We start from the raw sequence: 17,732 nt of genomic DNA, 5'->3' as shown, positions 1-17,732 counted from the left end.
AAGATGAGGGATCTGGCTGGTCCCTCAGCAGGGGGTGCTCGTGATCTGTTCAGCAGCGCCCATTTCAAACAGGCAGCGAAAAAATGTCGCGAGTCGCGGCTCCAAGAACGAAGGCGACAAGCCGCTTTAAACCAACCTTGCTTGCAAGAAAGGAAAGGTTGGTTTTTCTATATTTCCAGATCAGCTGAAGTCAAACCATTGCGACATTCTGGCTCCTCTCATTTATCATCAAGCCAACCTATTCAATTTAGAATAATGCTATTACAAATTGAATAAGAACAGAACTTAGTATGGAAGAAGCCTATTCCATCTTTGCCTATACCTGTATTCATCATTGAATAGCGGTAAAAATCAGCTTGCGAGAAACAAGGCTGCTTCAGATGGCATAAAAATTGCAAGATAATTTAAAAAAATCAAAAATACGGAGGGGTCCATCTGATGAAAAAAAGCTTTTTTTCCTTGTTCTCCGCACTTCTCCTGATCGGCGCACTGGTCGGGTGCAGCAGCAGTCCGTCGGCGCCGGCCGGAACAGCGCAACAGCCGGAAGCGTCCGGGCCAAAGCAAGAGGCGGGGAGCGGAACCGAATCCGAACAAATCCTGCAGATGAATGGCCGTGAGCCGAAAACGCTGGATGCGGGGCTTTCCAACGACGTAGCTTCAGGCGCCTACATCCGGGCGATCTACGACGCCTTGGTCCGCCTGGACAAGGATGGCAAGCCGGTCAATTCCGTCGCATCCGATATCAAGATTTCGGATGACAAAAAGACGTATACCTTTACGCTGCGAGAGTCGAAATGGTCCAATGGCGATCCGCTGACGGCCAAGGATTTTGCTTACGCCTGGTTCCGTACGCTGGACCCGAAGACGGCCAGCAGCTCCGCATACAAATACTACCCCATCGTCAATGCAAAGGCCTTTAACCTGGGGAAAGCAAAGAAAGAGGATGTGGGCATCAAGGTCATCGATGACAAAACGATCGAAGTGCGGCTGGAGAATCCGACTCCGTACTTTTTGACGCTGGCCACCTTCTATTATCCTGTAAACGAGAAAGTTGTCGAAGGAAACGAGAAGTGGGCCAATGAAGCTGCCACACTCGTCACCAACGGTCCTTTCAAAATCGAGACCTGGGAGCACAAGAGCAAAATTGTTCTGGTGAAAAACGAGCATTACTGGGACAAGGATGCCGTCAAACTGAGCAAGGTTGAGTTCTCGATGGTAGAGGACGCCAATACCGAGCTGGAGATGTTTAACCAGGGCGAACTGGATTGGGCTGGCGGACCGATCAGCAGCCTGCCGGTAGACGCGATTCCGGCGATGAAAGAAGAAGGCAAGCTGCAATCCATGCAAAAGGCGCAGTCCTACTACCTGCTGTTCCAGACGGAGCAGGCGCCGTTTACCAACGAAAAGATCCGCAAAGCGTTTGCGTACGCCATCAATCGCCAGGAGATCGTAGACAATATTTTGCAGGGTGGACAGACAGCTCTGACGGGGCTGGTGCCACAGTCTGCTTCGTTGAAGCCGGACGGCTATTTCAAGGACAACGATGCGGACACGGCCAAGCAGCTTTTGGCGGAAGGAATGAAGGAGCTGGGGATCGAAAAGCTGCCGGAAATTACGTACCTGTATTTTAATTCCGACGCCCAGAAGAAAATTGCCGAGGCTTTGCAGGCTCAGTGGAGAAAAACGCTTGGCATCGAAGTGAAGCTGATCAACAAGGACATGAACGTGATGTTTGACGAGCAGGCCCAGGGCAAATACATGATCTCGGTAACAGCGTGGACGGCTGATTACAACGACTCTGTCAATTTCCTCGAGCTGTTGATGGAAAAGCACAGCGACAACAACTGTACATTGTGGCACAGCGAGGCCTACAACGACCTGATCAACCGCTCCCACAAGGAAGCGGATGAAGCGAAGCGAAACCAGCTCTTGCAGGAAGCCGAGTCCATCCTCATGAACGAGATGCCGGTCACCGGGCTGTACAGCAATGTGAACGTCTGGGTACAAAATGACAAGCTGAAAGGCGTAACCGTAGACCCGCTCGGTTACATCGACATGAAGTGGGGTTACAAGGAATAGAGGTATAGGCAGCTGCGCCAGAGAAATATTTCCAATAAGCAAAAGTCGCATTCAAGAGAAGTTCGGGAAGGGGGTTTTCGAAATGAATCACCGGGAATGGAAAGAGGTGTTTGAACCGTTCGCACAGGCTCGCATGGAGCAAGCGCAGGTGCCCGGAGGCGCGATCGGAATATGCAAGGACGGCGAGCTGGTCTATTTTGGCTCGTTCGGCTTTCGCGATGTGGAAAGGCGGCATCCGATCACGCCGGATACGATTTTTGGCATCGCTTCCGTGACCAAGTCATTTACCTGTATGGCCATCATGAAATTGCAGGAGGCTGGCAAGCTGTCCGTTCACGATCCTGTCGTGAGCTATCTGCCGGAGTTTCGAATGCCGCAGGACCAATTCACGCGGGATGTGACGATTCATCACTTTATGACCCATACGCCGGGTATGCCGCCGCTGCCCTTTTTGACATCCGCCATGAAGCGTTCGATGGAACAAGACCCTGCGGTTCTCGAGACAGAGCCGGAGAGTGTAAACGAGTCGATCCCTGTCGTCGATACGTACGAGGAACTGATGGAGCAAATCGGCTCGTTTCCGGAGGAGGTTCTGGGGCGGCCAGGAGAGGCGTTCAGCTACAACAACGATGTGTACGGGCTGTTGGGGGCTATCGTGGAGCGCGTCAGCGGCATGTCCTATGAACAGTATGTCGCGGAACACATCTTGGCCCCGGCAGGGATGACTCATAGCGTGTTTACTCCGGAAGAGCTGGCGGCACATGCGGACGTAGCGGAGCTGTTCACGCGCAAGACGCGGAACGGAGCGGACGAGGTCTTCCACGCCCCTGTTCTGCACGATGCCCCGGCGATGAGGGCCGCAGGCTTCCTGAAGTCGAGCGTGGCTGATCTGCTGGGGTATCTGGACATTTTCCGCACGGGAGGAAACGCAAAAGGGGCCCGCATCCTTTCTCCGGAAAGCGTCGCCAGCATGACGGCTGCTCATGTGAAATGCGACGCTTGCTGGCACTACGGGTACGGCCTGCAGATCGTGCCCGACTTCGCAGGCGGGAAGCTGATCGATCACGGAGGATCGCTGAAAGGGGTCAGCTCGCAAATTTTTGCGCTGCCGGAAAAGGGCATCACAGGGGTTGTCCTGACCAATGTCGACGGCGTGGAAGTGCGCGAGATTGCCGTAGGGGCGCTGAACCTGCTCATGGGCAGGCCGCTTGAGACCCCGTTGTTTGCCTTTGCGGACCAGCCGCTGACGGAGGAAAGGCTCGTCGATTACGCGGGAGAGTATACCTGCCAGGAATGGATGGAAATGAGTGTGGAAGCAAAAGACGGGGTGTGCTCGATGACAATGGACGGCACGACCTATACGCTTCGGGCGGCCGGTAATGATTTGTTCGTCTTTCACCGCAGAGGCGTGAATATCCCGGTGCTGTTCCTCCGAAATGAAGAGGGCACGGTTCACCGGGCCGTGTACGCCAAACGTCAGTTGCGGAAGAAAGCGCAATGACCCTTTGCCTCCACGCCAATTGCACACGTAAAAAAAACACGGACGCGGGTCAAACCCCTGCGTCCGTTTCGTATTCTTATACGCTAATGTCGATGGTTTTTCCCGCTGTCGGATGAGGCGCTGCCTGGGCTGCTTGCTGCACGCTTTGCTGCGCGTTTGCAAAGTCCTCGATCATGGCAGTTGCCCCTGCCGCCATCGTGTTCTGCGCCATTTTCATGACGCTGAGGCTGACGGTGTGCTTCAGCTGGGCTAGCTGCGCGCCCATAATGGAATTGATGTCCACGGATGTTTCCCTCCTTTTATTACTGCTCCTTCACTTTTTTATCGGCTTGGAACGGCTTTGGTATTATAATCAAACTGAACATTTCCGATAAAGGAAGTGAAGAAAGCAAGCGGGAAGGTGACAGGTTTTGTCGACGAAACGACGCTCGCTCCTGTTGGTAGGGGCAGTAGTGCTTATTTTTACACATGCGGTTTACTTGAAAGGAAACCTGTCCGATCTGTTGAACCTGACAGCCATCGAGCTGGTCGGCTTGTCTGTGCTCATCTCGTACGCGATCAAGCGCAAGCATCTGGAGGTGCGCAAAACGATCCGTCTGCTGATCCACGGACGGGAGGGCAACGTGGAAGAAACGATCAAGCGGTTTTATTACTACGCGCTTGTTCAAAAAGAGCAAGGCTATCTGGAGCTGGAAAAAGAGCTGCAAAATGAAAAGGATTCCTTCGTCCGCCGCGGCAGCCTGCTCGCCATCGAAGGTGTACCGGAGGAGGAGCTTCGCCTGATCCTGGAAAACGAGCTGAAAGGCGAGCAGCATCGCTACCAGCAGGCGGCAGGCTTTTTCCGCCTGGTCAGCCTTTTGGCGCCCGGCATGGGTTTGGTGGGAACGCTGCTCGGGATGACGGGTGTTTTGGAGACGCTGAATGATTTGACCCGGACGGGCTACAGCCTTAGCTCGGCGGTCGTAGCGACGCTGTACGGGGCTCTCTTGGCCAACATGTTTGCCCTGCCGTGCTACTACCGGCTGATGGACCTGGTTGATCAGGAAATGTTCGAGAAGCGGCTTTACCTGGAGGGCTGCATTGGCCTTCAGCGGATGGAGACGCCGCGCGTGCTGTTTGAAAAACTGAACTCGTTTTTGCCCGGAGACAAAAAGCTCGTCCTCATTAAAACCCCTGGAAGCATGAAAGGGACGATTGAAAGGCAGGATCTCCATGCATGACGATCGCTTGTACGACGAAAAAGAGCTGGAAAAAAGCTGGCTGATCAGCTACAGCGACTTGTTTACCCTGCTGTTCGTGATTATCCTCATCGTCGCTGCGGCCCATTCGGCCAAGCTGAAGACAGACATGCAGGAAATCAAGCAGGAGGAGGCAAAGCAGCAGGCAAATCTGAAAGAAGTACACGAAAGCATCGACTTGCTGAACATACAGAAGCTGGAGCTGCAGCGCCAGGTCCACGAGCTGGAAGCGAGACGCGGGGCGCTGGAGGCCGCCGTGAACGGAGAGACAGGGGAGACGGTGCCCAAACCGGCCGTTCCGGTGGATCTGGAGGACAAGAGCGACCGGGATATGGATACCGTGCGCACAGCGCTCTCCTCAGCCTTGGAGGAGCAGAACATCGACTATGAGGAGACGGAGGAAGGTTTGAGGGTCCGCCTGCCGGAAAACATTCTCTTTTCCAGCGGCTCCGCGGAACTCAGGGAGGATGGCAAGCAGGTGGTCGATCATGTCGCACAGGTCCTGGAGCGTTTTTCCTATCAGGTCCGTATTGAAGGCTATACGGACGACGTACCGATCACCCGCAGCTCCTTCCGGTCCAACTGGGAGCTGTCCTCCGCCCGCGCGATTGCAGTCATGCGGGAGATGGTGGACGGGCACGGCCTGGCCGCAGAGCGATTCACCGTTGCCGGTTGGGGAGAGTACAAGCCGTTGGTTGATAACACATCTCCTGAAAATCGAAGTCGAAATCGCCGTGTAGAAATTGTCATTTTGGCTGACAAGAGCCAATAAATAAAATTTTCTGTCAATAAAACAGCTTTTCCGGAAGGATTCCTTTGTATTAGAGAGAAGTATCTCTGATAGGAATCCTTCTTTCCTTTTTGTGCGAACCCTTGTTCTATTTCCATGTTAGACAACATATTGGTAAGGAGAAAGAGCAGTAGGGCGAGTTATGCCCAGCTTGTGCACAACGGCCTGTGGATAATGTGGACAACTCTGTGGATGACACAAAATAAGCGGCATGCTGATGTGGACAAAAGCTGGGGAAAAGAGGGGCAAGGTAGACACAGATAAGGGGGACATGAACAGATGAAGCTGAGGAAAACATGGTTGACGTCGCTTGTCTTGACTGTCGGGGTGGGCCTTTTGGTATCTGCCTGTGGAACGGGAGGGAACCAGGCTTCTTCCGGCAGCGGCACGTCCGGAGGAGGCACGTCGGAAAAGGTGTACGTGGTCGGCACTGATGCGGCATACCCTCCGTTTCAAATGCTGGAGGCCGACAACAAGATCACCGGCCACGATATCGATGTGTTAAACGCGATTGCCGAAGCGGGCGGCTTCAAGGTCGAATGGAAGAATACCGGCTGGGACCCATTGTTTGACGGGCTGGACAGAGGAACTGTGGACATCGGCATCTCTTCCATCACGATCACTGAAGATCGCAAGAAAAAGTACGACTTTTCTGAACCGTATTTCGAGGCCAACCAGCTGATCCTAGTGCCAGAGGACTCTCCGGTCAACAAGCTCGCCGACTTGAAAGGCAAGAAGATCGGCGTTCAGGGGGCAACCACAGGAGGCGAAGTGGTGAAGAAAGCGTTCGGCGACACGTACCAAGGACTGAAGGAATACGATGACATGCCTTCCGCTGTGGATGATTTCTTTAACGGACGCGTGGATGCCGTCGTCGGCGACAATGGCGTCATTCAATATTACGTGAAAAAAATCAAGGACAAGAAATTCAAACTGATTAAAGACGATTCGTTTGAAAAGGAGCATTACGGCATCATGGTCAAAAAGGGCAATACCGAGATCATGAACAAGATTAACGACGGCTTGAAGAAGATCAAGGAAAACGGAAAGCTGCAAGAAATCTACAATCAGTACTTTAATAAAGAGTAGAGGGAAGCGCGGACGGGTACGTCAACAGGCGTACCCCTGCTGTTTTTTTCGTCCAAAGCCAAACAACATGGAGGGAGGATACAACTCTGGACTGGGGTGTCGTTTATGATTATCGGGAACTGTTTATTCGCGGAATTCTCAATACCATCCTGCTGACAGCAATTGCGACCGTCGTGGGGACGCTTCTCGGACTGTTTATCAGTTTGGGGAAGCAATCGAACAAGGCGTGGCTGCGAATTCCCAGCTCCATCTATGTGGAGCTGTTTCGGGGAACCCCGATGCTGGTGCAAATTTTATTGATTCACTTTGCCGTTATCCCTTCCATTTGGGAGGTGTTCTTTCCGGGTCAGAGCAGCCCGGAAGCCATTTATTCCGGTATGATTGCATTGTCCTTGAATGCGGCGGCCTATATTGCCGAGATTTTTCGGGCGGGGATTCAATCGATTGACCCCGGGCAGATGGAAGCGGCCCGTTCGCTCGGGATGACCAAAGGAATGGCCATGCGGCTGATCGTCATTCCGCAAGCGTTCACCCGGATGCTTCCTGCGCTTGGAAACGAATTCATCTCGCTGTTGAAAGACTCTTCCCTGACTGCGGTTATCGCCACGCCGGAGTTGAACTATGCGGCGATGAGCGTAGCCAAAAGCACCTTGGAACGCTACCCCCCGTATTTGACGGAAGCCGCTGTCTATTTGGTGCTTACGCTGTTCTTGTCGAGAATTGTCGTCAGGGGACTGGAAAAGAAATATTCAACCAAATGAGCCATTTGACTCTCGTTTGGGCGGATGATATATTCATTCACATGGGATTGGGAATCCCAAGTTTTTACAAAAGAAAGGAATGTGCATCAGCATGCAAGGCAAAGTAAAATGGTTTAACGCAGAAAAAGGATTTGGCTTTATTGAGCGCGAGGACGGCGGAGATGTATTCGTACACTACTCGGCTATCCAAAAAGAAGGCTTCCGGACATTAGAAGAGGGACAAACTGTAGAATTCGATATCGTGGAAGGGGATCGCGGTCCCCAAGCAGCGAATGTTGTCATCCCCTAGTTTTCGTTTCTAATTGTAAAGGCTAGCCACCAACAAAAGCGAATCCCCCTGTACCGGAAAGGTATGGGGGATTTTTTCGTTTTCAGGCTGCTGTCAGCCGATGATGCTCTTGATCCGGAGAGAACGGTGCAGACGCAAATCGAGATACTCTCCTCCGCGGCGTACGAGAGGCAGCATCGGTTCATCTGTATGGATCATGATGACTTCTACGCGGTCGCCAGTATTGAGGTAAGCTTCCGCCCCGACATACAGCATGACGACATAATGAATGAAGCGAGTGACAATTTCCGCGTTCAGCTTCCCCGAGTAGGCCAATTCGGACAGAACGGTTGCGGCTTCGAACGGGGAGGTTCCCTTGCGATAAACCCGGTCCGTACAAATGGCGTCAAATACGTCCGCGACACTGACGATCTGGCACTCCATCGGGATGTGCTCCTGTGTGCGGCCTTCCGGATAGCCGCTTCCATCCAGCCGTTCGTGATGCAGAAGCGCGCAAAGGACAAGCAGCTCGTCTGCACCCTCCATATGGCGAAGCAGCTGTTCCCCAAGCCTGGTGTGCAGCTTCATCACCTCGTATTCGTCTTCGGTCAGCCGCTCCGGTTTTAGCAGGATTTCTTTCGGAATCAACATTTTGCCTACGTCATGCAGCAGGCCTGCTTGCCCTAAAAACACAATTTTGTCCTGCGTGTGCCCCATCAGCTTGCCGATTAATGCCGCGAGAATACCCACATGCAGGGAGTGCCGGTACGTGTATTGGGCGGTTCCTTCCTTTATGTAGATAAAGCGCTGAACCCCGCAGCGCTGCAGAATATCGTCCAGCAAAGGATAAAACACTTCATTGAACTGATGAAGAGGAGGAATAGAGCCGGTCGCGATCCGAATGAACAACTCCTCCGTTTGTTTGACAGCTTCCATGTATTCACGAGCTGCTTCCACTTCGTTCCAATGGAGCAGGGGAGAGGGAGGATCAGGCAAGTCGCCATCCGTGGCTACATATACCCGTTCGACCTGGTGGGCACAAAGTAAGCGAATGTCGCTTTGGTGCAATACCGCGCCAGCCGGCAAGAGCAAGAGCCCGTTCTCGTTGTAAACGTCTTGTGCCAGCGTCTTTCCCGTGATGGAATGCGAAGGTTTTACCTCTTCCATGAGGATTCCCCCATTCAGTTGTGTTGCGCGGTAATTATTACCTAATTATCGTAATATATCATAGTCGATTTTGGAAGGTTTACTGGGAAAATTGTCGTAACTTGTAGAAATGTAAACATTTTGTAAAGGTTTTTTTGAGTCGGCTGGGAGGATTTTTTACATTGCTAAGGAATAGGTATAGGAAAGACGGAAGGAGGTTGGAACCATGAAATTTCACATTCGTGGAGAAAACATTCAGGTTACCGAAGCACTTCGAGATTATGTAGAAAAGAAAGTGGGCCGTCTTGCAAAGTATTTCGAGAACTCCAGCCCTGCTGATGTACAGGTTACGATGAGAGTTCTCAAGGGAGAAGGAACCATTGAGGTGACCATACCTCTCAGCGGAGTGATCCTCCGCGCGGAAGAAACGCATGAAGATATGTACGCCTCCATCGATTTGGTGGTGGAGAAGCTGGAAAGACAGATTCGCAAGCATAAAACCAAATTGATACGCAAGCTCCGTGTCGAATCGGCCAACAAGGCAGCGGGGAATAACCGCCAGGCGGTCGCCGTTTTGACCGAAGACTTGGAAGATGGGGAAGATGTCGATATCGATATCGTTCGGACCAAACGCTTTAACCTAAAGCCAATGGACGCCCAGGAAGCAGTCATGCAAATGGATATGCTGGGCCACAGCTTTTTCGTTTTCCAGAACAGCGACACGAACGATGTCAACGTCGTTTACCGCCGAAATGATGGCCGTTACGGATTGATTGAACCGAAATAAAGACCGTCAAACAGGGAGTTGCTTATTCTGGCAACTCCCTTTACTTGTGTACTCCTATTCTCATTTGATAAAATATCATTTTAGGGAAGAAGCCTATGTAAAAAGTGTCGTTTTTCATGAAAGGGAAGGTTGATTTGCCCTTGGAGCCTTACAAGGTTTTCTGCAAGAGGGTGCATGAAATAGAAAGCAGGTTTGCCACCAGGAAGTCCCCGCTCAGGGACTCTGATGTGGCTGCGCAAGGAAGATTATTCGAGGTAGTTTTGCCACTAGGAAGCCCCCTGCGGGGACTCTGATGTGGCTGCGCAGGAAGTCTATTCAAGGTAGTTTTGCCACTAGGAAGGGGTGTCCTTATGCTGGGACTCGTAAAAAAGATTTTTGGCGACAGCAATGAGCGCGAAGTCAAAAAGATGTTTAAGCGCGTAGAAAAAATCAATGCGCTGGAACCAGCTGTACAAGCGTTGTCCGATGAGCAGTTGCGGGCGAGGACGGAGGAATTCAAAAATAGGCTCGCGCAGGGAGAGACGCTCGACGATATTATGAACGAAGCGTTTGCCGTCGTCCGTGAAGCGTCCAAGCGCGTTTTGGGCATGCGCCACTTTGACGTGCAGCTGATCGGCGGTATGGTCCTTCAGGAAGGACGTATTGCAGAGATGAAGACAGGGGAGGGGAAAACCCTCGTCGCGACGTTGGCAACCTACCTGAATGCTCTGCAGGGCAAGGGCGTTCACGTCGTAACCGTCAACGAATACTTGGCTGAGCGCGACTCTAGCATCATGGGTCAGCTCTACAATTTCCTCGGACTTACTGTCGGTCTGAACAAAAACGGTCTGACTGCGGAAGAAAAGCGAGAAGCTTATTACTGCGATATTACGTACGGTACCAACAACGAGTTTGGCTTTGACTATTTGCGCGACAACATGGTGCTGTACAAAGAACAGATGGTTCAGCGCCCGCTTTACTTTGCGATTATTGACGAGGTGGACAGCATTCTGATCGACGAAGCGCGTACGCCGTTGATCATTTCCGGTGCTGCCAACCGCACTACAGAACTTTACTACATCTGTTCGCATTTTGTGAAGCGTCTGGAGGCGGAAACAGACTATACGGTGGACGAAAAATTAAAAATCGTTTCATTGACCGATGAAGGCGTGGCCAAGGTCGAGCAGGCGTTCAACATTGAAAACCTGTATGATACCGCGCACATGACTCTCAACCATCACATCACCGCCGCTCTGAAAGCGCAAGTCCTGTTCAAGCGCGACGTCGACTACGTGGTCCAGGAAGGCGAGGTTGTGATCGTCGACGAATTTACCGGTCGTCTGATGGTGGGTCGCCGCTACAGCGAAGGGCTTCACCAGGCGATTGAAGCCAAGGAAGGACTCCGCGTACAAAGCGAGAGCATGACGCTGGCGACGATTACCTTGCAAAACTACTTCCGCATGTATCAAAAGCTTTCCGGTATGACCGGTACCGCCAAAACAGAGGAAGAAGAGTTTAAAAAGATTTACGGCTTGGATGTAGTCGTGATCCCGACCAACAAACCTGTTATCCGTCAAGATTTGCCGGACCTGGTCTTCAAAACCGAAGCGGCCAAGTACCGCGCGGTCGTGGCCGATATCGTCGAGCGTCATAAAAAAGGCCAGCCGATTCTGGTCGGTACGATTTCCATCGAAAACTCCGAGATGCTCTCGCAGCTGCTCAAGCAAAAGGGCGTGCCGCATAACGTGTTGAACGCGAAGCAGCACGCGCGTGAAGCGGAGATTATCGCTCGTGCGGGTCAGTACGGCGCTGTCACCATCGCGACGAATATGGCCGGCCGCGGTACGGACATTCAGCTGGGCGAAGGCGTAGCCGACTTGGGCGGTCTGCACATTATCGGTACCGAGCGCCATGAGAGCCGCCGGATCGACAACCAGCTGCGCGGACGTGCAGGACGTCAGGGGGACCCGGGGTCTTCCCAGTTCTTCCTCTCCATGCAAGATGAGTTGATGAGACGCTTCGGAGCGGACAACATCATGAACATGATGGACCGCCTCGGCATGGAAGAGGATATGCCGATCGAAAGCAGGCTCGTTACCCGTGCTGTCGAATCCGCGCAAAAACGGGTTGAGGGCTCCAACTTTGACGCCCGTAAAGTGGTTCTCCAGTACGACGATGTCATGAACCAGCAGCGTGCTGTCATTTACAAGCAACGCCGTGACATCTTGGAGCAGGAGGACTTGAGCGAAGTAGTCCTGCCGATGATCTACAGCGTCATCGACCGCGCTGTGGAAAGCTTCTGTCCGAAGGAAGAGGTACCGGAAGAATGGAACCTCGAAGGCCTGGCCGAAGCAGCCAACACCAGCTTCTTGCACGATGAAATCATGACGGCGGACCAACTGAAGGGCAAAGAGGCAGAGGAAATCGCCGAGCTTTTGAAAGAGGAGGCGCTGCGTCAGTTCAAGCAGCGTGAATTGGAAATCGGCGAGATGATGCGCGAGTTTGAAAAGGTTGTCGTTCTCCGCGCTGTCGACAGCAAGTGGATGGATCACATCGACGCGATGGAGCAGCTTCGTCAAGGTATCCACCTCCGCGCCTACGGGCAGAACGACCCGCTGCGCGAGTACCAGTTCGAAGGCTACGAGATGTTCCAGTCGATGATCGCTACCGTCGAAGAGGAAGTGGCGATGTACATCATGAAAGCAGAGGTCAGCCAAAACCTGGAGCGTCAGGAAGTAATTCGTGGTCAGGCGGCCGATCAGTCTCAGCTGCAAACGTCCGGCCCATCCGAGCGTCCTGACAGCGATACCTCCGGAGATGCCGATCCGAAAAACCGCGCTCAACGCCGCGCCGAGGAGCAGGAGCGCCGCCGTCAGATGAAACGGAATCAATAAAAAACGATAGATTCAGCGTCACTTTTGCTAGAAAACAGCGAAACCCACTCGCTCCGAAGCCGGAGAGAGTGGGTTTTTTTCGTTTTTCTTCCTGACCGTCAGACAGGCTTCGCCCCTTTCCCACTTTCTTCGTTGGAAAAATGATCGCTGTTTGTCTGAGACTGCAAGATCGGATCGAACGATTCTGATAGAAAAAATAGGGAAAATCCTTACAATCGATAGTACACCCACTATTCGATGGAGGCTGATAGCGATGAATAGAGCAGTCAGAATGGTACTGAGCACGACATTGGTATTGGGCTTGGCAGCTTCCGTCCTCTCTGTGGTACAGACCCCGGCAGCCGGGAAAAGCGAGGAAAGGGCCTATCTCATCGCTTATAAAAACGACCTCCCGAGCGGCTTCGAAGAGAGAATCGAAGAATCGGGAGGATCGGTGGAAACCGCTATCGATGAAATCGGGATTGTATCGGCCATTGGACTTCGACCATCCGGACCTTCGGGACAATGCGGATGAAGAGGGCAACAAAACACTTGTGCCGGGAACAAGCGACGCTTGGGATCAAAACGGCCACGGAACGCATGTGGCCGGTGCTATCGCCGCCAATGGCAAGATGCTGGACCTGACTGTGACAAGTACTTCGGCGCTGGGGAAGCAAGCATTTACAATGCGCTGACGGATGAAACGAGACGGAAACGTTTGATGAAGAGATGAGTGGAGGGATGAGACATGAGAACGACAGGAAACGTTATGGGAATTCAAGCGCGATTGATCCTGGAGAGAATCGACGAGACCTGGAAAGTGTTGAAACGCAGCATGCAGGACGAAAAAGAGAGCTACCTGCTCGCAGACGGCGGTGCAACAACCGAAGAGAATCTGGCTGGGGAGGGCGGAGAAGCAGATTCCCTGCAGCGGGTGATTGTCGCCTCGAAAGGCGCAGTCTTTGACGACCACAGACTGACAACCGAGCTGCCGGAGCCCAACTGGGAGAGGAGGCTGCCTCTGCAGGCTGCATTCATTACGGACGCGGGGACAGGAAGCGGCCACGTCGCAACCGGCTCTCGCAGCGTACCCCAATCGAGAACGAGGCAAAAGAAGAAACGTGCGGGAGGATCAATCCTCCTCTTGCTGAACAGTATGGTCCGACCGGAAAAAGCGTCCACAAAACCAAACGAGCCGCAAGAGACAAGATCGGCGCCGGCACCGCCAACACTGTGGGAGGGCCCGGACTCCCGTTATTTGGGCACCAGATCGTGATCACTGGTCATGTTGCGATTCCGCCGAATTACGGTACAATGATACATAGCATAAAGAAGAGTAGGTGATTCGCACATGGCATTAATTGATATTGCCGACATCAAGCAAGAGATGGCGAGCATGGCTAAACGTTTAGCGGATATCAGGGGGTCTCTTTGACCTCCCAGTCAAGCAGGAGAGAATCGGGGAGCTGGAGGAGCGCATGCTGGCCCCGGACTTCTGGGACGACAACGACGCCGCCCAAAAGACAATCAGCGAGCTGAACGCCTTGAAGGGCCTGGTCGAGACCATGGGCAAGCTGGATGCGCAATACGAGGATTTGCAGGTCATGCTGGAGCTGATCATCGAAGAAGGCGACGATTCGATGATCCAGGATGTGTACGACAGCACCCAGGCGCTGAAAAAGGAGTTTGAAAGCTTTGAGCTGGAGCTGTTGCTCAGCGACCAGTACGATAAAAACAACGCGATTCTCGAGCTTCACCCCGGTGCGGGCGGAACGGAATCCCAGGACTGGGCATCCATGCTGCTTCGCATGTACACTCGCTGGGGGGAAGCGAAGGGCTTCAAGGTGGAAACGCTGGACTACCTCCCGGGGGATGAAGCGGGAGTCAAAAGCGTTACGCTCTTGATCAAGGGGCATAATGCATACGGCTACCTCAAATCGGAAAAGGGAGTCCATCGGCTGGTACGAATCTCCCCGTTCGACTCATCGGGGCGCCGTCACACCTCTTTTGTTTCCTGCAACGTGCTGCCTGAGATCGAGGATGACACAGAGGTGAACATCCGTACCGAAGATCTGAAGATTGACACCTACCGCTCCAGCGGCGCAGGCGGTCAGCACATCAACACGACAGACTCCGCCGTCCGGATCACGCACCTTCCGACCGGAATTGTCGTCACCTGCCAGACGGAGCGTTCCCAGATCAAAAACCGCGAGCGGGCGATGAAAATGCTGGCAGCCCGTCTGTTTGAGAAAAAGCGGGAAGAGCAGGAGAAGACCCTGCAGGCGATTCAGGGAGAGCAAAAGGATATCGCCTGGGGCAGCCAGATCCGCTCCTACGTGTTTCACCCGTACAGCCTTGTCAAGGATCATCGCACCAATGTAGAGGTGGGAAACGTGCAGGCTGTCATGGACGGAGAGATCGATGCGTTTATCGATGCGTATCTCCGTTCGCAAATCAACCGTCCGGAATAGGCACGCCTTTTTCGGACAGCACAGAAGCGGGGAGGCTTCCATGAAGGGAAAGCCATTGATTCTCGGTCATAGAGGAGCATCTCATGATGCGCCGGAAAATACCTGTGCAGCCTTTTCCCTGGCGATGGAGCAACAGGCTGACGGAGTGGAGCTGGACGTCCAGCTGACTGCAGACGGGCGTCTCTGTGTCATCCACGATCACACGCTGGATAGGACCACAAGCGGCCTTGGCCCTGTGGGGGCAAAGACCATGGCCGAGCTTTCCGTATTGTCGGCCGGGGGCTGGTTTGATCCTGGCCATTCGGAAGAGAAGGTTCCGGAGCTGGCAGAAGTGTTGTCGCTTTTGCCGGCAGGGGCCACTGTGAATGTGGAGATAAAAAACGGCCCCGCCTGGTACGGAGGAATCGGTACTGCTGTGGCCGAACAATTACGCATGTGGAAAAACAAGCTCTCGTTGATTGTCTCTTCCTTTGACCATCTGGTCCTGGAAGAGGTGCATCGGCGAGAGCCTGCCTTGTGTCTGGGGCTGCTGTACGAAGCCCGGCTGTACGATCCGGTTACATACGTGCAGTCGCTGCCGTACCCGGTATACTCGCTGCATCTCTGGCATGGTCTGGTTACCGCGGAAATCGTCCGGCAGGCGCACCTTGCAGGGCTGCGCGTGTTTGCCTACACAGTAGACGAACCGGAGGATGCATCCAGGCTGACGGAATATGGCATCGATGCGATTATCACCAACAAGCCTGGCGAGGTACGGAGCATGAGCGGCCTTTGTGAGTCGCCTCAGAGGTAGCGCGCTTCTCCACAGAGACAAAAGGAAGAAGGAGAGAAAAGAATGCTCTACGTCGCTATGCTGACAATTATCGATCAGGATTTGAATGCCAAAATACGTCCCGCCCATCTGGACTACATCAATGAATTGTACAAGCAAGGAAAAGTCGTGATGGCTGGCCCATTTACCGATAAAAAAGGGGGACTCGTCATCTACAAGGCCGATACGCAGGAGGAAGCGCTGCGCTTGGCGCAGGAAGATCCGGTGGTAAAGCAGCGAGCCCGCACACTGGAATTGCGTGAGTGGAGTCCGCTGGAATTTCCTCTGGGATGAGTTGACGAAAGGAAGAATGAATAAAGCGCAGCAGAGGCATACTTAGCGAAGAAATATTCTTCAATAAGGAGGGAACAGCCATGAAGCGTTTCCCATTCACTGTGCTTTCTGTTGCGTTCGTTCTTTTCATGAGCGCTTGTGGAGGAGGAGGCAATCAGGCCCAGCCGCCTGCGAATCAGCCAGCCGGCGAGACGACTCCCGGCGCGCCTGCTGGAGGGTACGATGCGGCGACGGCAGAAACGCTGTTTAAAAACAATTGCGCCAGCTGCCACGGACAGGATCTGTCCGGCTCCGTCGGCCCGAATTTGACTCATGTGGGCGGCAAATACACCAAGGAACAGATTCTGGAAATCCTGAAAAACGGAAAAGGCGGCATGCCCGGCGGTCTCGTCAAGGATCAAGACGCCGAGACGGTTGCAGCCTGGCTGGCAGACAAGAAATAACTGTTGCACACGCGAAGCGAAACAGCGCTTGCCAGAAAATGCATGTTCAAAGCGTCCGATAAATTGTCGGGCGCTTTTTCTATTGCAAGGGTTGTTTTTTGAATGAATTTTTATTATTATTCATGTATAAAAATACAGATAGGGAGAGGAACTATGATCCGGGTCGGAATTGTTGGAGCGACAGGTTACAGCGGTGTCGAGCTGATACGTCTTTTGGCCGGCCATCCTCACGTGCGGGTGGCGAATTTATACTCAAGCACGTCAGAAGGAGAGTCGCTGGCGAGCGTGTTTCCTCACGTGCACGCTCGCGAGCTCCCCGTCCTCGCTAAAATAGATGCCGGGCAAATGGGGGCGGACAACGACGTTGTATTTCTCGCAACGCCTGCGGGAGTGAGTGCAGAGCTCTCGCCGGAGCTGGTCCAAAACGGCGCGAAGGTGATTGACTTGTCCGGTGATTTCCGTCTGAAGGACGCGGCTGCCTACCAGCATTGGTACAAGCGCCAGCCGGCGGCGGACCAATGGCTGCAGAAGGCGGTGTACGGGTTATCCGAATGGAAAAAGGAAGAGATCGCGGAAGCGGAGCTGATCGCCAATCCAGGCTGCTACCCGACTGCCGCTTTGCTGGGAATGATTCCGCTGGCAAAATCGGGCTGGATCCATCCGAAAAGCTGGATCGTCGACGCCAAATCAGGCGTATCCGGCGCAGGGCGCGGTGTTTCTCTCGGAGTTCACTACAGTGAAATCAATGAAAGCATCCAGGCATACAAGGTTTCATCCCATCAGCATACGCCGGAGATTGAGCAGGAATTGACAGGGCAGGCCGAGTTGGAGCAGCTCGTCCAGTTTACGCCCCATCTCGTTCCGATGACGCGCGGAATCCTGGTGACGGCCTACGGACAGCTGGAGAAGGCAGCAACTCTTTCCGAGCTGCAGGAGCTATACGAGTCCGCCTACGCGGATAAGCCGTTCGTCCGCGTACGCCAGCCGGGAAGCCATCCGCGCACCAAAGAGGTGTATGGCTCGAACTATTGCGACATCGCGCTGCATGTCGACGAGAGAACCGGCCGGGTCATTGTGCTTTCCGTCATCGACAACGTAGTCAAAGGGGCTGCAGGTCAGGCTATTCAAAACATGAACATCATGCTTGGGCTGCCGGAGACAGCCGGCTTGTCTGTCGTACCGCTTTTTCCGTAGAGGAGGGA

Annotated in this window: 19 protein-coding genes; 17 read left to right on the top strand and 2 right to left on the bottom strand. The window is 53.3% G+C overall.

Annotated elements, in window-relative coordinates; genetic code table 11:
• Positions 1-438: 438 nt before the first annotated feature.
• Both Q3F21_RS02135 and Q3F21_RS02130 read left to right on the top strand, forming a co-directional pair.
• The gene (locus Q3F21_RS02135; RefSeq protein ID WP_340249696.1) at positions 439-2,079 is read left to right on the top strand and encodes an ABC transporter substrate-binding protein; all 1,641 of its coding nucleotides are present in this window, start codon (positions 439-441) and stop codon (positions 2,077-2,079) included.
• 82 nt (positions 2,080-2,161) lie between these two features.
• Positions 2,162-3,580: a serine hydrolase domain-containing protein gene (locus Q3F21_RS02130; protein ID WP_340249694.1), complete on the top strand. Its 1,419-nt coding sequence runs from the start codon at positions 2,162-2,164 to the stop codon at positions 3,578-3,580.
• Positions 3,581-3,656: 76 nt separating this feature from the next.
• Here the strand turns inward: Q3F21_RS02130 and Q3F21_RS02125 are convergent, their stop codons facing one another.
• On the bottom strand, positions 3,657-3,863 hold the full coding sequence (locus Q3F21_RS02125) for a polyribonucleotide nucleotidyltransferase (RefSeq protein WP_340249692.1): 207 nt from the start codon (positions 3,861-3,863) through the stop codon (positions 3,657-3,659).
• Positions 3,864-3,990: 127 nt separating this feature from the next.
• Here Q3F21_RS02125 and Q3F21_RS02120 point away from each other — a divergent pair, with 127 nt between their 5' ends.
• From Q3F21_RS02120 to Q3F21_RS02100, 5 genes are all read left to right on the top strand, one after another.
• Positions 3,991-4,800: a motility protein A gene (locus Q3F21_RS02120; RefSeq protein ID WP_340249690.1), complete on the top strand. Its 810-nt coding sequence runs from the start codon at positions 3,991-3,993 to the stop codon at positions 4,798-4,800.
• Entirely contained in the window at positions 4,793-5,590 is a 798-nt protein-coding gene (locus Q3F21_RS02115) for an OmpA/MotB family protein (RefSeq protein WP_340249688.1), read from the top strand. Before Q3F21_RS02120 ends, Q3F21_RS02115 begins: the two co-directional genes overlap by 8 nt.
• Positions 5,591-5,887: 297 nt before the next feature.
• Positions 5,888-6,697: a basic amino acid ABC transporter substrate-binding protein gene (locus tag Q3F21_RS02110; protein WP_340249686.1), complete on the top strand. Its 810-nt coding sequence runs from the start codon at positions 5,888-5,890 to the stop codon at positions 6,695-6,697.
• 86 nt (positions 6,698-6,783) lie between these two features.
• Entirely contained in the window at positions 6,784-7,458 is a 675-nt protein-coding gene (locus Q3F21_RS02105; RefSeq protein WP_340250083.1) for an ABC transporter permease subunit, read from the top strand.
• 91 nt (positions 7,459-7,549) lie between these two features.
• On the top strand, positions 7,550-7,747 hold the full coding sequence (locus tag Q3F21_RS02100) for a cold shock domain-containing protein (protein ID WP_340249684.1): 198 nt from the start codon (positions 7,550-7,552) through the stop codon (positions 7,745-7,747).
• A 93-nt stretch (positions 7,748-7,840) separates the two neighbouring features.
• Here Q3F21_RS02100 and Q3F21_RS02095 read toward each other — a convergent pair whose 3' ends face one another.
• On the bottom strand, positions 7,841-8,893 hold the full coding sequence (locus tag Q3F21_RS02095) for an HD-GYP domain-containing protein (protein ID WP_340249682.1): 1,053 nt from the start codon (positions 8,891-8,893) through the stop codon (positions 7,841-7,843).
• 205 nt (positions 8,894-9,098) lie between these two features.
• Between Q3F21_RS02095 and hpf the strand changes: the two genes are divergently transcribed.
• From hpf to argC, 10 genes are all read left to right on the top strand, one after another.
• Entirely contained in the window at positions 9,099-9,659 is a 561-nt protein-coding gene (gene hpf, locus Q3F21_RS02090; RefSeq protein ID WP_340249680.1) for a ribosome hibernation-promoting factor, HPF/YfiA family, read from the top strand.
• A 350-nt stretch (positions 9,660-10,009) separates the two neighbouring features.
• Positions 10,010-12,532: an accessory Sec system translocase SecA2 gene (gene secA2, locus Q3F21_RS02085; RefSeq protein WP_340249678.1), complete on the top strand. Its 2,523-nt coding sequence runs from the start codon at positions 10,010-10,012 to the stop codon at positions 12,530-12,532.
• Between the two features lie 253 nt (positions 12,533-12,785).
• On the top strand, positions 12,786-13,046 hold the full coding sequence (locus Q3F21_RS02080; RefSeq protein WP_340250092.1) for a hypothetical protein: 261 nt from the start codon (positions 12,786-12,788) through the stop codon (positions 13,044-13,046).
• Entirely contained in the window at positions 12,982-13,206 is a 225-nt protein-coding gene (locus Q3F21_RS02075; protein ID WP_340249676.1) for a S8 family serine peptidase, read from the top strand. The genes Q3F21_RS02080 and Q3F21_RS02075 overlap by 65 nt, the downstream gene beginning before the upstream one ends.
• Positions 13,207-13,259: 53 nt before the next feature.
• A complete protein-coding gene (locus Q3F21_RS02070) occupies positions 13,260-13,787 on the top strand; it encodes a hypothetical protein (RefSeq protein WP_340249674.1) in 528 nt (175 codons plus the stop codon).
• Between the two features lie 75 nt (positions 13,788-13,862).
• Positions 13,863-14,982, top strand: a protein-coding gene (gene prfB / locus Q3F21_RS02065; protein ID WP_340249672.1) for a peptide chain release factor 2 whose coding sequence is annotated in 2 segments (ribosomal slippage) — positions 13,863-13,943 and positions 13,945-14,982 — 1,119 coding nt in all. Because the reading frame shifts where the segments join, the coding sequence is not laid out codon by codon here.
• Positions 14,983-15,022: 40 nt separating this feature from the next.
• The gene (locus tag Q3F21_RS02060) at positions 15,023-15,775 is read left to right on the top strand and encodes a glycerophosphodiester phosphodiesterase (protein ID WP_340249670.1); all 753 of its coding nucleotides are present in this window, start codon (positions 15,023-15,025) and stop codon (positions 15,773-15,775) included.
• Between the two features lie 42 nt (positions 15,776-15,817).
• Positions 15,818-16,087: a YciI family protein gene (locus Q3F21_RS02055; protein WP_340249668.1), complete on the top strand. Its 270-nt coding sequence runs from the start codon at positions 15,818-15,820 to the stop codon at positions 16,085-16,087.
• Between the two features lie 80 nt (positions 16,088-16,167).
• Positions 16,168-16,530, top strand: a complete 363-nt coding sequence (cccB, locus tag Q3F21_RS02050; RefSeq protein ID WP_340249666.1) for a cytochrome c551 — start codon at positions 16,168-16,170, stop codon at positions 16,528-16,530.
• A gap of 153 nt (positions 16,531-16,683) precedes the next feature.
• Positions 16,684-17,724 (top strand): N-acetyl-gamma-glutamyl-phosphate reductase, encoded by a 1,041-nt coding sequence (gene argC / locus Q3F21_RS02045; RefSeq protein ID WP_340249664.1) that lies wholly within the window; start codon positions 16,684-16,686, stop codon positions 17,722-17,724.
• Positions 17,725-17,732 lie beyond the last annotated feature (8 nt).

This window comes from Brevibacillus borstelensis (assembly GCF_037834415.1).
GTDB classification, from domain to species: domain Bacteria; phylum Bacillota; class Bacilli; order Brevibacillales; family Brevibacillaceae; genus Brevibacillus; species Brevibacillus borstelensis_A.
This window is presented reverse-complemented; position numbering and strand designations above follow the sequence as displayed.